The following is a 14,996-nucleotide window of genomic DNA, read 5'->3' on the forward strand; positions in this document are numbered from 1 at the left end:
TCAGATGTGAGACAAATTATGAACGATTTATTAGCAAATCCTTTCAAAGCAGGTTTATTGAAAGGAGAAATCCAGATTGGTCTCTGGTTAAGTTCAACTTCGTCCTATGTGGCAGAAATTGCAGCAACATCCGGATATGACTGGCTATTAATTGACGGAGAACATGCACCTAACTCAATCCAGGATCTTTATCATCAATTGCAGGCTATCGCACCTTATGCCAGTCAACCTGTGATCCGTCCTGTCGAAGGGCGTCGCAGCCTTATCAAGCAAATTCTGGACATTGGAACGCGGACGCTCTTGATCCCGATGGTAGATACACCTGAACAGGCAAAAGAAATTGTGGCGGCGACACGGTATCCACCTGTGGGTACAAGAGGTGTCGGGGCCAGTGTGGCTCGTGCAGCTCGATGGGGACGTATTGATAACTACATGGCAAAAGCCAATGAGGAATTATGTCTTCTGATCCAGGTGGAAAGTAAAACAGCGCTGGATAATTTGGATGCGATATTAGATGTTGAAGGTATTGATGGTGTATTCATTGGCCCGGCCGACCTGTCTGCTTCATTAGGTTATCCGGATGATGCCGGAAATCCGAAGGTCCAGCAAATCATTGAACAAAGTATTCGCCGGATCCGAAAAGCAGGTAAAGCAGCTGGCTTTTTGGCTGTTGATCCTGATATGGCTAAAAAATGTATTGAATGGGGTGCTAATTTTGTTGCTGTAGGAGTAGATACCATGCTTTATACACAAGCATTGGATAATAGGTTGAAAATATTTAAAGGTGAAAATATCAAAGCAACAAAAATAAATAATAGTTATTAATTGCCTCTTTGTGAAATAAAATTAAAAACGTTACTTTGTGGTTATTAAGTTAACAGGCGTTTATACAAATGCCTGTTAACTAATTCAGCGTTAATTTGTTTTTATTTTTCAGATTTGTATATTTTTACGTGTATTTAAGTGATTTATATGCAGCGCAAACATATACACCTTAACCTTATGGAAATAGGATATTGTTATGGCCTTTTCACTATGTTTACCTCAAATCAGTTTATCTGGGAATAATGCACTTCAGGATTTGGTTTCTAGAATGGTAACCAAAGCCATTCAACGCCCGTTAGTAGTAACCGAAAAAGCATTACTCGATATTGGATTACTTGATAGCCTAATGAGTGCGTTGCGTGATGCAGGGATTACGCCTACAGTATTTGATGGTGTATTAGCGAACCCAACCGATAAAGTGGCTGAAGCTGCTTATGCAGCATTTAAAGAAAGTAACGCAGACGCCCTGATTGGTTTTGGCGGTGGCAGTGCGATGGATACTGCAAAAGCTATTCGTGCTATGGCAGCAAATCCAGACAAAACAATTTATGACTTTGAAGGAATCGGCAAAGTTGGGCTAGTTGGTCCGTTTTTGGCTTGTGTCAGCACTACATCCGGGACTGCGGCAGAAGTGACTAGTAATGCAGTGATTACTGATACTCGACGCAAAGTCAAAATGGTGATCATCGATAGCGCTCTAATTCCTGATATCGCGGTGAATGATCCATCACTTATGGTTGGCTTGCCTAAGTCAGTTACTGCAGCAACCGGGATGGACGCATTAACCCATGCGATAGAAGCATACGTATCTATTGGCGCTCACCCGCTGACCGATCATTCTGCATTGGCATCAATCAGTATGATTGCCGAATACTTACCACAAGCAGTCACCAATGGTAAGGACTTAAAAGCTCGTGAAATGATGGCGCATGGCCAATTCCTGGCGGGCATGGCATTTAACAGTGCTGGTTTAGGATATGTGCATTCATTAGCACATCAGCCTGGAGCCACGCACAACCTACCACATGGGATTTGTAACGCCATCATATTACCTGTTGTATGTGAATTTAACCTGCCAGTGAAAGAGGCTCGTTTTGCAGATATTGCAGTTGCGATGGGAGTTGATACATCTGAAATGTCACAAGCTGAAGCAGCCAAAGCCGCAATTCAGGCAATTCGCAGTTTATCAAAAACCGTAGGTATTCCGGCAGGTCTACATGAAATCGGAATTAAGGAAAGTGATCTGGCTGGTTGGGTAGATGCAGCAGAGGCTGATCCGTGCTCTGGGTGTGCGCCTCGTATTGCTACTAAAGCTGAATTGTTGGCAATGTATCAGGCAGCATTCTAAGAAATCTAAAATTCCTTTTATCAAAATGTAGTCATACCACTTAACAGTAGAGGACTTATTAGGTTTTTTGCTGTTAAGTGGTTTATATATTTTTTTATAGCAACAAACACAACTGCACTGCTGCAGGAAGTGAAATCTCTTCAATGACTCAAAAACACATGGATGCAATTTGAACATATCCAGTATGAAAATACTGATATTTCATATTAGACCGAATTTTTTTGGATTTAAATGTAGATTTTGGCCATGCCAACTCATGTCCACCGGAACCTTTCTCTTGTGCTCCCGATCTTAGTTAGCTAATTTAGCTAACTAATCAAATTCCTGATGCTTGTTGGCAAAAATGACAGAACAAGAAATCTACCACCGCATCAAACAAGCCTTGGCGGATGCGCCTCGCAACCAATACACCTCAGAACTTCACCTGCAGATGCTCAAATATGCTGATGAGCTTAAACACATTACGGCGAAAGAGTTTTGCGAAGGGGTTGGTTTGCGCGAGAGCTTGGGCACTGAATTCAGCAAGATGCGTAATCTAACGCAACGACTAAAAGCTGCCGGTTTGAATACCGGTCTGATCTGATTTTTTACTTAGCGGTAATGCAAAGAATTTAAGGAACAACCATGGCGATTAAAAAGACGGAACTCTATTCCTCTCTCTGGGCGAGTTGTGATGAGTTGCGTGGTGGTATGGATGCCAGCCAGTACAAAGATTATGTGCTCACCTTCCTGTTCATGAAATATGTCTCTGACCGTTATAAAGGCGACCCGTATGGCATGATCGTTATTCCGCTGGGAGCCAGCTTTGATGACATGAAAGCGCTGAAAGGTGACAAAGAGATCGGCGATAAGATGAATAAAATCATCAGCGCACTGGCGGAAGAAAACGACCTCAAAGGTGTTATCGACGTGGCTGACTTCAATGATGAAGACAAGCTGGGTAAAGGGAAGGAGATGATCGACCGCCTTTCTAAGCTGATCGGTATTTTTGAAGGGCTCGATTTGTCGGCTAACCGTGCCGATGGCGATGACCTGTTGGGCGATGCGTATGAATATCTGATGCGCCACTTTGCCACCGAATCAGGCAAAAGTAAGGGCCAGTTTTATACCCCGTCGGAAGTCTCGCGCATTCTGTCGAAAGTCATTGGCATTGACGCCAGCACGCCGCAAGATGCCACTGTCTATGACCCGACTTGTGGTTCAGGTTCGTTGTTGCTGAAAGCCAGTGACGAAGCTGAACGTGGTTTGTCGATCTACGGGCAGGAAATGGATAACGCGACCAGTGCATTGGCACGCATGAACATGATCTTGCACAACAACGCGACGGCGAAAATCTGGAAGGGCAACACACTTGTTGATCCACAATGGAAAGAGGCGAATGGTCAGTTAAAAACTTTCGACTTTGCAGTAGCCAACCCGCCATTTTCAAATAAGAACTGGACGAGTGGCCTCAACCCGAATGAAGACCCATTCGACCGTTTCACGTGGGGCATTCCGCCCGAAAAGAATGGCGATTACACCTTCCTGCTGCACATCATTAAAAGCCTGAAAAGCACCGGCAAAGGCGCGGTGATATTGCCGCATGGCGTGCTGTTTCGTGGTAATGCTGAAGCGCGTATTCGTGAAAACCTGCTAAAACAGGGCTACATCAAAGGCATTATTGGCCTGCCTGCTAACCTGTTTTATGGCACGGGTATTCCGGCCTGCATCATCGTGATTGATAAAGCCCAAGCGCACAGCCGTAAAGGCATTTTCATGATCGATGCCAGCAAAGGCTTTATCAAAGACGGCAACAAAAACCGTCTGCGGGCGCAAGACATTCACAAAGTGGTTGATGTGTTTACCAAGCAGTTGGAACAGCCGCGTTACAGCCGCATGGTGCCACTCAGCGAGATCGCGGCGAATGACTATAACCTCAATATCCCACGTTATATTGATGCCAGCGAACCGGAAGATCTGCACGATCTCACTGCACATTTACAGGGCGGCATTCCTGATCGTGATATCAATGCATTAGCACCTTACTGGCAGGTGTTTCCGTCGATGCGTGATGCGCTGTTTGCACCGGTGCGGGCAGGTTACAGCCAGGCACAAATTGAAGCGGGAAAAATCAAAACCACCTTACTGGAATATCCGGAATTCAAAGACTTTGCCCAGCGAGCGATGACACTGCTTACGCAATGGCAGCAACAGATTGCACTGCAGGAACTTAGCGTTGGCGATAACCCGAAAGCATTGATCGATGAAATTTCAGAAGCTTTATTAGCGCAATATGCCGACACCGCATTGCTGAATAACTACGACGTTTACCAGATCTTGATGGATTACTGGAACGACACCATGCAAGACGATGCTTATCTGCTGACGCAAGATGGCTGGTTGGCTGGCAAGGTGTTGCGTGAACTGGTGGCAGAGAAAGGCGAAAAACTCAAAGAAACACCCGATATCGTTATCGACAAAGCCAAGTTCAAAGCTGACTTAATCCCACCATCGCTGATCATTGCCCGTTATTATAAAACCGAACAAAAGAAGCTGGATCAGTTGCAGGCCGATCTCGATAACGCGACCCAAGAGCTGGAAAGTTATCTGGAAGAACACAGCGGTGAAGACGGCTTATTGGCAGAAGCGCTGAATGACAAAGATAAAGTCACCAAAGTAACCATTACGGCGCGCTTAAAAGTGGCAACTGATAAAGAAGAAAAAGCGGCATTAAAACAGGCTAAAGCCTTATTTGATGCGGAAGCTGACAGCAAAAAAGCATTGAAAGAAGCACAAGACCAGCTAGACCGTGCGGTGTTTAAACACTACGCCACCTTGTCGGAAGACGATATCAAAACCCTGATTGTGAATGACAAATGGCACACCACATTACAAAGCCGCATTCAGGCTGAAATCGAGCGCATTATTCAGCAATTGGCTAATCGCGTGAAAGAATTAGAAGAGCGCTATGCCGAAGCATTACCGACCATCAGCCAATCTGTCGATGTGCTTAGCCTGAAAGTCGCGGCACATCTGAAAGCCATGGGGCTGGAAACAATATGAACGACAATACCCCAACACGGCTGAGTTCATTGGCCGATGCGATTGCTACGCAGATTGAGCAGGCCCGAGGGCAATTACGCCAAACTGTGAACAGTGTAATGGTGCAAAGCTACTGGAATATTGGCCGACTGATTGTTGAAGATGAACAACAAGGTGAAAGCCGGGCTGTTTATGGCAAACAACAGTTACAGCAGCTATCCCAGCAATTGACCGAGCGATTAGGGAAGGGGTTTGATGTCGGTAATTTACGGAATATGCGCCAGTTTTATCAGACTTTCTCAATTCGCGACGCAGTGCGTAGTGAATTGAGCTGGACGCATTACCGAACCTTAATGCGAGTCGATAATGTGCAGGCCAGAGATTGGTATTTACGCGAAGCTATCGCTCAGAGCTGGAGTGCCAGAGCGTTAGAGCGGCAAATTGGTACGCTTTATTACGAACGTCTGCTCGCGAGTCAGAATAAAGCGCTCGTTGAACAGGAAGCGCAGATGAATACACAGCCTTTGGCAGAAACCGCGAAAGATTATCTGCGTGATCCTTACATCCTCGATTTTTTAAATCTGCAGGATAAAACCTATCAGGAAAGTGAGCTGGAACAGGCCATTATCAGCAACCTGCAACAGTTTTTGCTGGAACTGGGCAAAGGCTTTGCGTTTGTTGAACGTCAGCAGCGCATTCGCTTTGATGATGACGATTTTTATATCGATCTGGTGTTTTACAACTTTAAACTCAAATGTTTCCTGCTGGTTGATCTGAAACTGGGCAAACTGAAACATCAGGATGTCGGCCAGATGGATACCTATGTGCGTTTGTATGATGAACAGCGCAAAGGCAGCGATGACAACCCGACTATCGGCCTGGTGCTGTGCAGTGAAAAGAGTGAGGCGGTGGTGAAATATTCGGTGCTGGCTGATCAGAAACAGCTGTTTGCCGCTCGCTATTTGCCTTATTTGCCAACCGAAGCAGAGCTGAAACGCGAGCTGGAACGTGAGCGCATGCGGGCAGTGGCGCAGTTACAGCAGAAGGGGCAGGGGGAAGAATAATGACAGAACAAAAGCAAGTAATACCAGAAGGGTATAAGCAAACTGAGGTTGGGGTGATTCCTGAGGATTGGGATATCCAAAGGTTAGGTGTACATGCAACATTTAAGACCGGTCCGTTTGGTAGTGCATTGCATAAATCAGACTACGTTGATGGAGGAATTCCGGTAGTAAATCCCATGCAGATCATTGATGGAAAAGTTAAGCCAACGTCATCTATGGCTATTTCTGACGAAGCTGCGAAAAAGCTATCGGAATACAGGCTGATAGCTGGCGACATTGTCATAGGGCGACGGGGAGACATGGGGCGATGCGCTGTTATTTCTGAAATAGAGAACGGCTGGTTATGTGGCACAGGATCAATGATTGTTCGAGTAAAAGAAAATGCTGATGCTGCGTTCTTACAGAGAGTTTTATCAAATCCCCAAACTATTACTGCAATTGAGAGTGCTTCTGTCGGCACTACGATGATAAATCTCAATCAAGGAACATTGAGGGCGCTGTTAATATTAATTCCTCGTGACAAACAAGAACAAACCGCCATCGCCAATGCGCTCTCTGATGTCGATGCGCTGATCAACGAATTAGAAAAACTCATCGCCAAAAAGCAGGCCATTAAAACCGCCACCATGCAGCAACTGTTGACTGGTAAAACCCGTTTGCCACAATTCGCCCTGCGCGAAGATGGCACGCCAAAAGGCTATAAAGCCAGCGAACTGGGGGAAATACCGGAGGATTGGGAGGTTGTTTCTCTAGCAGAAATTGGGCAAACGATAATAGGATTAACCTATAGTCCTAATGATGTTGCTGAACATGGAACATTGGTACTTAGATCCTCTAATGTTCAAAATAATGTATTAGCTTACGATAATAATGTTTATGTAAATATGGATTTGCCGGAAAGAGTTATAGTCAAAAAAGGCGATATTCTCATTTGTGTTCGTAATGGTAGTCGCCAATTAATAGGCAAATGTGCGCTCATAGACAAAAATGCGGATGGTGCTGCTTTCGGTGCCTTTATGTCTATATTTCGCACCAAGTCATTTGGTTTTGTTTTCTATCAATTCCAATCAGATATTATTCAAAATCAAATTAATGAAATTATGGGAGCGACCATAAACCAGATAACCAATAAAGATATGGCGGGATTTAGAATTCCACTTCCTACATTACAGAAGGAACAAGTAGCCATTACTTCTATCTTGTCTGACATGGATACTGAAATTCAATCCCTACAACAACGACTGACTAAAACCCGCCAAATCAAACAAGGCATGATGCAAGAACTGCTGACCGGTAAAACCCGTTTGGTGAAACCAGAGGGAAGTGTGCATGCATAAGCTGGATAAACAGATTGTGCCAGTCAGGGAACTGTTGGCAGAACCTTCGTTATCAATTCCTGCTTACCAGCGCCCGTATAAATGGACGCAGGAAAACCTCAATGCCATGCTGGGCGATTTAAGGCTTTACCGTGACAAGTCCGCTTATCGGTTGGGTGCCGTAGTTTTTCACCACCACAATGAGAAAGGGCAGGAGCAGCTGGATATTGTGGATGGTCAGCAGCGCACTCTAACCTTGTTTCTGCTGGTAAAAGCGATTATGGATGAACGGGCAAATGGCCTGTTGCGCGAAGACCTAAAAACTCAACTTGGTGATTTAGAGCCTAAAATTAATGAGTTTATGGTCAGGCAGTGTTTTAACAGTGATATTAGCCATCACAATTTGTATCAGAATTTTATGGCGGCAAAACGTGCTGTAGCGCGTGCTGATTTCACCGAAGCTGATATCGACTTTCTGTTAAATAAATGTCAACTAGTCACTTTTGTGCTGTCCAATGTTACTGAGGCGTTTCAGTTTTTTGATTCACAAAATGCTCGTGGCCGCGACCTAGATCCACACGATCTGCTTAAAGCATTTCATTTACGGGAATTTGCAGAAAACGAGATACACCTGAAAGCGCAAACGGTCAGCCATTGGGAAAGTCTGGAAAGTGCTACCTTGGCCAAGCTCTTTGCTAACTATTTATATCGCATCCGCAACTGGGTGCGAGGCAAGTCTGCACAGCATTTCAATAAAACCAGGGTAGGTGTATTCAAGGGCGTCAATCTTGATCAGGTCGGCGTTTACCCCTATGTAGAGTCGCTGCGTATTGCTCACCACTTTGTCGATGACTACAACAGCCAATATCACCGCCGCGTGGATCATCAGACAATGCGCTTTCCATTTCATTTGGATCAGATGGTGATCAATGGCCGTCGTTTTTTTGAGATGACGGGCCACTATCAGCAATTGATCGACAACATTATTGATGATAAGCACCGTGGGAATGGCTGTGCGCCGGTGCACTTACTTAGCATTGAGTTGGATGCAACAGCTAGCACGATTATGCGCACCCTCAATTCTTATCGCTCACGCACTCGTACTGGCGACAGATACATTCGTACCCTGTTTGACTGCGCACTGATTTTTTACATCGATAAATTTGGCACTCAGGGCTTATCGTCTGCTGTTGAAAAACTATTCATTTGGGCTTATAGCTGCCGCTTGAAAATGCAGGTGGTGCAGTTGGCAACCATGGATAATTACGCATTAGATAATAATGTACTTGAACGTATTAAACACGCCATTCAGCCTAATGATTTGCTGAATTGGCCGCTGATGACGGTAAAAGCTTCTGATGTTAAAGGTACTAAAATCGATGATATTACGAATTTATTCAAGGAGTTGAAGTACTATGAGTGACACAGTAATCAGCTTCAATGTTCGCGATTTATTAACCGATGCCAGTCACTATATTATTCCTATGTATCAGCGTAATTACGCCTGGGGTGAGGGAGAGATCAACCAGCTTATTCAGGATGTGTTGGATATTCAGCAGAAGCACAAGACCGATAGCTGCAAGCCTCCATACTACATAGGCACATTGGTCGTATTCGAGCGAACAGACGGCCGATTTGAAGTGATTGATGGCCAACAGAGGTTTACCACACTGACCCTGATGGCGATGTGTTTAAAACGAATGATGAAAACGAAATCACATTCGCTCAATTTGGATTGGTATGAAAAGCCGAACCTTGAGTTTGAAAGCCGCGCTAAGTCGTCACTTACTTTGACAAGTCTGAGTCAGGGAGTGCCGTTGAATAAGTTGCGAAGTGATAACTATAACCTTGATGTAGTGAATGGCTTTGCGTTATTAGAAAAAGGATTGCTGGCGCTGGATACGCATTTAGCCGACTTTTGCAATTACTTGTTTAATCATGTGCAAATCACTCGAGTTCCAGTGCCGAAAGATACAGATCTAAATCATTACTTTGAGGTGATGAACAATCGCGGTGAGCAGTTAGAGAAACATGAGGTGGTTAAGGCTCGCTTGATGTCGGTACTTAATGACATTGAAGATAAGACAACGCGCAATAACAGCCTTAGCACCTTAGCGAAAGTTTGGGACGCTACGGCCAATATGGAGCGCTACGTTCAGTATGGATTTACACCTGAGGAGCGTCACCAAATTTTTGGGAAAGATGATTGGGGGCAGTTTACGCCAGAAAATTTTGACCAGTTGTCTAAATGTTTGTCTGAGCGCAGTGCAGGTTCAGCAGTAGAGACAGGATCATCTCGAAGTCTGCGGGACATTCTTGCTACATCAGCAAAATCGCTTCAAGCGGATGGGGCGTCTATGCTTCCTGAACGTTTTAACAGCGTAATCAATTTTTCTAATTTTTTGTTACATGTGCTGCGAGTTTGGACTGAAAAAGATATTCCGCTGGATGATAAGCAGCTGCTTGAACAGTTTGAATTGCATATTCTTAAATCAAACAGGCCTATAGAAGCAACGCAAAATTTTATATTTGCCCTGTTGAAAGTTAAGTACATCTTTGATCAATTCATTATCAAGCGCGAATTTGCTGAGGGTGCAGATAAGTGGAGTTTAAAACGTCTGCACTTTTATAATAAAGATAGCCAGAGCTACATTAATACCTTTAATAGTGATGAGGACGGTTTTGAGGATATTAACCGACGATTATTGATGTTGTTAAGTGCACTACATGTATCAACACCAACGTTGGTGTATAAGCATTGGTTGAATGGCGCTTTACAAATGCTCTATCAAATGTCTGAGGTTGAAGCCAGTGATTATCTTTTAAAGCTAGAATATTTGGCTCGGCAGTTTGTGTATGGTCGATTCCTGAGTACAGGCGAAGGGGCCAATTATTACGATTTGATTTACAGGAGCTACAGATATTCAGCGGTCGATATCAATCAGCCTGAAATGATTAAGCGCTTGAACTATGGTTTAATTGAAAACAATTTGGTATTCAATTACCTCGATTATTTGCTTTGGTGTCAGGCCATAGAGCAAAAAAACTCTGATGATGTGGTAAAACAATTTGAGTTTACTTTCAGAAGCTCGGTAGAACATTTTTATCCGCAGCATCCAATGGATGGTCATGCTGAATTAGATCCAACAAGTCTGCACCGTTTTGGTAATCTTTGCTTAATAAGTCACAGTAAAAATTCTCGCTTAAGTAATTTTCAGCCAAAAGCCAAACGAGAGCATTTTAAGGCGGCAATTTCCGATAAGGCGATCGACTCTTTAAAGCTTTACGAGATGATCAAGCTCATGGATGTGTCGAATTCATGGAGCGAAACAGAGATTCAACAACACGAGCTGTGCATGCTGAAAATTTTTGAAAATGATTCCAACATGGAGTGAATCGATGAGCAATGTAGGCCAGCGAGAACGCATTACTCAAAACCGGATTGTGAGGTTTTTTCAGAGTGAACTGAATTATGAATATTTAGGTGACTGGCAAGACCGCCCGAATAATAAAAATATTGAAGTAGATATCCTGACTAAGTGGCTTCAGAAACGCGGAGTCAGTGATGCGTTAATTTCTCGGGCTATCCGTCAGCTTGATACTACTGCCGCATTGGGTGAAGGCAAGAAGCTTTATTACGCCAATAAAGACGTTTACCAGCTTTTGCGCTATGGCGTGAAAGACAAAGAAGGGGCGGGTGAGTTAAACCAGACAGTCTGGCTAATCGACTGGCAAAACCCAGAAGCCAACGACTTTGCCATTGCTGAAGAAGTGTCAATCAAAGGCGAGAATAAAAAGCGCCCTGACATTGTGCTTTACGTAAATGGTATCGCGCTGGGGGTGTTAGAGCTGAAGCGCTCATCGGTGAGTGTGAACGAGGGCATTCGGCAAAATCTCGATAACCAAAAGAAAGATTTTATCCGTAATTTCTTCACCACCATGCAACTGGTTATGGCCGGTAACGACACCCAAGGGCTGCGTTACGGCACAGTTGAGACGGCAGAACGATATTATCTGGAATGGAAAGAGGATGTTGCAAATCCATACGAGCATCAGCTCGATTTCCATTTAAGCCGCATCTGTAACAAGCAACGTTTCCTGCAATTGATCCACGATTTCATTGTCTATGATGCCGGTGTGAAGAAAACATGCCGCCATAATCAATTCTTTGGCATTCAGGCTGCTAAAAAACACATTGCCCACCGTGAAGGCGGCATTATCTGGCATACACAAGGGTCAGGGAAAAGTCTGACAATGGTGTGGTTAGCGAAATGGATCAGAGAGAATGTAAAAGATTCACGCGTTTTAATCGTTACCGACCGTACTGAGCTTGATGAGCAAATTGAGAAAGTGTTCTTTGGTGTTGATGAAGAGATCTACCGCACTAAAAGCGGCGCAGATCTGATAGCTACACTGAATACCGCTAACCCATGGTTGATCTGTTCATTAGTACACAAATTCGGGCGACAAAGTGAATCAGACGATGAGGGCGCAGCCGATGAATTTATTGCTGAGCTAAAGAAATCATTGCCGAAAGATTTTCGAGCAAAAGGCGACCTGTTTATTTTTGTCGATGAGTGTCACCGCACGCAATCTGGCAAGTTACACGATGCCATGAAGTCGATCTTGCCAGAGGCGATGTTTGTCGGTTTTACCGGCACGCCATTGATGAAGAAAGACAAAAAGAAATCCATCGAGATCTTTGGTTCCTACATCCATACCTACAAATTTGATGAAGCAGTAGCCGATGGCGTGGTGCTCGATCTGCGTTATGAAGCACGAGATATCGACCAGCATCTAACCTCTGAAAAGAAAGTTGATGAATGGTTTGAAGCTAAAACCCGTGGGCTATCAAAAATTGCGAAAACTCAGTTAAAACAAAAATGGGGCACCATGCAAAAAGTGCTATCCAGCAAGTCACGACAACAGCAGATCGTGAATGACATTCTGCTGGATATGGACACTAAACCGCGTTTGATGGACAGCTATGGTAATGCCATGTTGGTTTGTTCTAGTGTTTATCAGGCATGTAAAGCGTATGAAATGTTCGGCCAAACTGATTTGGCGGGCAAAGTCGCTATTGTTACCAGTTTTCAACCCTCAGCAGCCAGCATCAAAGGGGAAGCGACCGGTGAAGGCTTAACGGAAAAGCTCTTCAAATATGGCACTTACCGGAAGATGTTGGCCGATTATTTTGAGCAAAGCGAAGAAAAGGCGGCAACTCGGGTTGATGAGTTTGAAAAAGAAGTGAAGCAAAGCTTCATTAAAGAGCCGGGGCAAATGCGTCTGCTGATCGTGGTCGATAAACTACTGACCGGCTTTGATGCACCTTCCGCAACCTATCTTTATATCGACAAACAGATGGCCGATCACAATCTATTTCAGGCGATTTGTCGCGTAAATCGGCTGGATGGAGATGACAAAGAATACGGTTACATCATCGATTATAAAGATCTGTTCCGATCACTCGATAAAGCGATCTCAGAATATACCGGCGAAGCCTTCGACGGTTATGACAAAGAGGATGTCGCGGGCTTACTGAAAGATCGTCTGGAGCAAGCTAGGCAAGATCTGGAGAACGCACTGGAAATGGTTCGTTGCTTATGTGAACCGGTGAAAGCGCCGCGTGCCACGCAAGATTATATTCATTTCTTCTGTGGCGAATCGGGTAAAAATCAAGATGAGCTGACAGAAAAAGAAGCGCTACGTCTGACGCTGTATCAGCATGTTGCTAAATTATTGCGTGCTTACGCCAACGTGGCTAACGAAATGCCACAAGCTGGTTTTACACCTAGTGAATCAGAACAAATCAAAAATGAAGTCATCCACTATGAAAAAGTGCGTGATGAAGTGAAGCTTGCCAGCGGTGATTTGCTGGATATGAAGCGTTTCGAACCTGCTATGCGTCATCTGCTGGATATGTATATTCGAGCTGATGACAGTGAGCTATTGATGGATTTTGAAGAGCTGGGCTTGATAGAGTTGATTGTGCAGAAGGGGGCCGATGCGATTGATGCCTTGCCGGAAGATATTCGTAAAAACCCGGAAGCAATGGCTGAGACAATCGAGAATAACGTGCGTAAGACCATCGTTGATGAAAATCCGGTGAATCCGAAATATTACGAACAAATGTCTACGCTGTTAGATGAGCTGATCACATTGCGTCGTCAGCAGGCGATTGATTATCAGGAATATCTTGAGCGTATTCGCGATTTATCTAAAAAGGTCATTCACCCAGAGGAAACCAAGTCAGCATACCCGCCATCGATGGACACCCAAGCTAAACGCGCGTTTTACGATAACTTTGGTCATGATGAAATTCTCGCAACTAAAATTGACAGTGCCATTCGTTATACCAAAAAAGCGGATTGGGTCGGCGATCGCTTCAAAGAGCGTGAAATCGCCAATGCAATCAGGGACGAGTCCGCTGGTTATGATGTTGATATCGCCAGCGTGATGGAATTAGCGAAAGCGCAAAGGGATTATCAATAATGCCGGAAATGGTCATTGGTAATTTAACCTTTCAGCTAAACCGAAAAGAGATCAAAAATCTGCATATCAGTGTGCTGCCGCCTGATGGATTTGTTCGTGTGTCTGCGCCTGAAAAAATGACAGAAACTGCTATTCGCATGGCGGTTATTTCCCGCATTCCTTGGATCAAAAAACAACAACAAGAATTTCTGAAGCAACCACGTCAATCTGATCGCGAAATGGTCAGTGGTGAGTCACATTACCTGTGGGGAAGACGTTACCGGTTAAATTTCAACGAAACCACGGGGCGTAATGAAGTGAAGGTGCAGGGAAGCAATAAGCTGATGCTCTGCATCAAGCCAGACACACCGATAGAGAAGAAAGCTGCATTGTTGAGCTCATTCTATCGTGCAGAACTTAAAGCTCGCACAGAAGCCATTCTGTCATCCTGGCTCCCTGTCATCGGTGTTAGCCCCAGTGATTGGGGTATCCGCAAAATGAAAACTAAGTGGGGTAGTTGTAATACCGCTTCTAAACGGATTAGCTTGAATCTGGAACTTGCTAAAAAACCGCCAGAATGTCTGGAATACATTCTGGTTCATGAACTCGTTCATCTGCTTGAACGGCATCATAACGAACGCTTCCGTAGCTATATGGATCAATTCCTGCCCGATTGGCGGGAAAGACGAGACCTGTTGAATAGCTTACCGCTTGCTTATGATCGGTGGGGGTATTGAACCTAAAAATTTACATAAAAAAAGCGGATAAATAGCCATTTGATGCTTTAAATCTATTTTTCCTTACATTGTTCTAGATATGATTATTCAAATGGCAACTGTCATTAGTCGCAGTTGGTTTCCTCTGTACTGAGTTAGTTACATCCATCGAGCCTTCACTGTTCATGAAGAAGAGCTACATTAAGACCCAAGGAGTAACAGCAAATTGTTTTGT

General features: G+C 44.3%; 10 protein-coding genes. All 10 read left to right on the forward strand.

The window, feature by feature from the left end; translation table 11 throughout:
* Nucleotides 1–18: 18 nt before the first annotated feature.
* Nucleotides 19–825, forward strand: coding sequence for a 2-keto-3-deoxy-L-rhamnonate aldolase (gene yfaU / locus TOLA_RS06015; RefSeq protein WP_012729397.1), 807 nt, complete (start codon nucleotides 19–21; stop codon nucleotides 823–825).
* Nucleotides 826–1,021: 196 nt separating this feature from the next.
* Nucleotides 1,022–2,173, forward strand: coding sequence for an iron-containing alcohol dehydrogenase (locus TOLA_RS06020; RefSeq protein WP_012729398.1), 1,152 nt, complete (start codon nucleotides 1,022–1,024; stop codon nucleotides 2,171–2,173).
* A 343-nt stretch (nucleotides 2,174–2,516) separates the two neighbouring features.
* The gene (locus TOLA_RS06025) at nucleotides 2,517–2,756 is read left to right on the forward strand and encodes an HTH-like domain-containing protein (protein ID WP_012729399.1); all 240 of its coding nucleotides are present in this window, start codon (nucleotides 2,517–2,519) and stop codon (nucleotides 2,754–2,756) included.
* 41 nt (nucleotides 2,757–2,797) lie between these two features.
* Nucleotides 2,798–5,215, forward strand: a complete 2,418-nt coding sequence (locus TOLA_RS06030; RefSeq protein WP_012729400.1) for a type I restriction-modification system subunit M — start codon at nucleotides 2,798–2,800, stop codon at nucleotides 5,213–5,215.
* Nucleotides 5,212–6,258 (forward strand): PDDEXK nuclease domain-containing protein, encoded by a 1,047-nt coding sequence (locus TOLA_RS06035; RefSeq protein WP_012729401.1) that lies wholly within the window; start codon nucleotides 5,212–5,214, stop codon nucleotides 6,256–6,258. The genes TOLA_RS06030 and TOLA_RS06035 overlap by 4 nt, the downstream gene beginning before the upstream one ends.
* Nucleotides 6,258–7,595: a restriction endonuclease subunit S gene (locus TOLA_RS06040; RefSeq protein WP_012729402.1), complete on the forward strand. Its 1,338-nt coding sequence runs from the start codon at nucleotides 6,258–6,260 to the stop codon at nucleotides 7,593–7,595. Before TOLA_RS06035 ends, TOLA_RS06040 begins: the two co-directional genes overlap by 1 nt.
* On the forward strand, nucleotides 7,588–8,997 hold the full coding sequence (locus tag TOLA_RS06045) for a DUF262 domain-containing protein (RefSeq protein WP_012729403.1): 1,410 nt from the start codon (nucleotides 7,588–7,590) through the stop codon (nucleotides 8,995–8,997). The genes TOLA_RS06040 and TOLA_RS06045 overlap by 8 nt, the downstream gene beginning before the upstream one ends.
* Nucleotides 8,990–10,969 (forward strand): DUF262 domain-containing protein, encoded by a 1,980-nt coding sequence (locus tag TOLA_RS06050; RefSeq protein ID WP_012729404.1) that lies wholly within the window; start codon nucleotides 8,990–8,992, stop codon nucleotides 10,967–10,969. Before TOLA_RS06045 ends, TOLA_RS06050 begins: the two co-directional genes overlap by 8 nt.
* A gap of 4 nt (nucleotides 10,970–10,973) precedes the next feature.
* Nucleotides 10,974–14,066, forward strand: coding sequence for a type I restriction endonuclease subunit R (locus TOLA_RS06055; protein ID WP_012729405.1), 3,093 nt, complete (start codon nucleotides 10,974–10,976; stop codon nucleotides 14,064–14,066).
* Nucleotides 14,066–14,782: a M48 family metallopeptidase gene (locus tag TOLA_RS06060; RefSeq protein WP_012729406.1), complete on the forward strand. Its 717-nt coding sequence runs from the start codon at nucleotides 14,066–14,068 to the stop codon at nucleotides 14,780–14,782. Before TOLA_RS06055 ends, TOLA_RS06060 begins: the two co-directional genes overlap by 1 nt.
* Nucleotides 14,783–14,996 lie beyond the last annotated feature (214 nt).

The sequence above is a fragment of the Tolumonas auensis DSM 9187 genome, from assembly GCF_000023065.1.
Classification (GTDB): Bacteria; Pseudomonadota; Gammaproteobacteria; order Enterobacterales; family Aeromonadaceae; genus Tolumonas; species Tolumonas auensis.